This window comes from Nguyenibacter vanlangensis, from assembly GCF_013376155.1.
GTDB lineage: Bacteria > Pseudomonadota > Alphaproteobacteria > Acetobacterales > Acetobacteraceae > Gluconacetobacter > Gluconacetobacter vanlangensis.
Genome location: NZ_JABXXP010000566.1, coordinates 1 through 1853 on the forward strand (window position 1 = coordinate 1; position 1853 = coordinate 1853).

Annotated in this window: 1 protein-coding gene; it reads left to right on the forward strand. The window is 69.6% G+C overall.

Annotated features, from left to right (window positions below; translation table 11 throughout):
* Positions 1–1853, forward strand: a 1853-nt coding sequence (xdhB, locus tag HUK84_RS16705; protein WP_176641282.1) for a xanthine dehydrogenase molybdopterin binding subunit, incomplete at both ends; no start/stop codon positions are given.

Genomic DNA, 1853 nt, shown 5'->3' on the forward strand with positions numbered 1-1853 from the left:
GGAAATGACCCGCGGCGACGTGCTGGCCGGCCTGGCCGCGGCCCCGCGCCGCCTGTCCGGACAGGTCACCATGGGCGGGCAGGAGCATTTCTACCTCGAAGGCCAGGCAGCCCTCGCCCAGCCGGGCGAGGAAGGCGAGATGCGCGTCTGGTCCTCGACCCAGCACCCGACCGAAACCCAGCACATGGTCGCCCACGTGCTGGACCGCCCCAGCAACCTGGTCACGACCGAAATCCGCCGCATGGGCGGCGGCTTCGGCGGCAAGGAATCCCAGGCCAACACCCCGGCCTGCCTGGCCGCCCTGGCCGCCGAACTGACCGGCCGCGCCGCCAAGATGCGGCTGGACCGTGACGACGACATGGTCATGACCGGCAAACGGCATGATTTCGTCGTGGAATATGACGTCGGCTTCGACGATGACGGCCGCATCCTGGCGGTCGACATGGTGCTGGCGGCGCGCTGCGGCTGGTCGGCCGACCTGTCCGGCCCGGTCACCGACCGCGCGCTGTTCCATGCCGACAACGCCTATTACTATCCCGACGTCCGGCTGCGCTCCGAACCGCTCAAGACCAACACCCAGTCCAACACCGCCTATCGCGGCTTCGGCGGCCCCCAGGGCATCGTGGCCGCCGAACGGGTGATCGAGGAAGTGGCCTTCGCCACCGGGCTCGACCCGCTGGATGTCCGGCTGCGCAATGTCTACGGCACCGACACGCGCGACCTGACCCCGTACCACATGACGGTCGAGGATTCGATCGCCGCCGAGATCATGGAGCAACTGGCGCGCGACTGCGCCTACCGCGACCGCCGCGCCGCCCTGCGCGCGGCGAACCGCGACAGTCCGTTCGTCCGGCGCGGCATCGCGCTGACCCCGGTCAAGTTCGGCATCTCCTTCACCGCCACCCATTACAACCAGGCCGGCGCATTGGTGCACGTCTATACCGACGGCTCGGTGCAGGTGAATCACGGCGGCACCGAAATGGGGCAGGGGCTGCACACCAAGATGGTGCAGATCGCCATGCGCGAATTCGGCCTGGCGTCCGACCGGGTGCGCATCACCGCCACCACCACCGGCAAGGTGCCCAACACCTCGGCCACCGCGGCATCCTCGGGCGCCGACCTCAACGGCATGGCGGTGCTGGACGCGGTGCGCAGGATCAAGGACCGGCTCACCGCCTTCGCCGCCGGCCATTGGAACGTGGCACCCGACGCGGTGCGCTTCCTGCCCGACGGCGTGCATGTCGGCGAGACGATCGTCCCGTTCCCCGACCTCACCCGCGCCGCCTATCTCGCCCGCGTGTCGATGTCGTCGAGCGGCTTCTACAAGACGCCCAAGATCTCCTGGAATCCCGATACCGGGCGGGGGCGTCCCTTCTATTATTTCGCCTACGGCGCCGCCTGCGCCGAGGTCGCGATCGACCTGCTGACCGGCGAGACGCGCATCGAACGGGTCGACATCCTGCACGATGCCGGCCGGTCGCTGAACCCGGCCATCGATATCGGCCAGATCGAAGGTGCCTTCGTCCAGGGCGCCGGCTGGCTGACGATGGAGGAACTGGTCTGGGATTCGGCCGGCCGCCTGCGCACCCACGCCCCCAGCACCTACAAGATCCCGGCCTGCTCCGACCGGCCGCGCATCTTCAACGTGGCGCTGCTGGAGGCCGCCCCCAATCGCGAGGACACGATCTTCCGCTCCAAGGCGGTCGGCGAGCCACCCTTCGTGCACGGGGTCGCGGTGCTCCACGCCATCTCCGACGCGCTGGCCAGCCTGGACTCGTACCGTACCTGCCCGCGGCTGGACGCCCCCGCGACGCCCGAGACCATCCTGCGCACGGCGGAACGGCTCCGCCCCC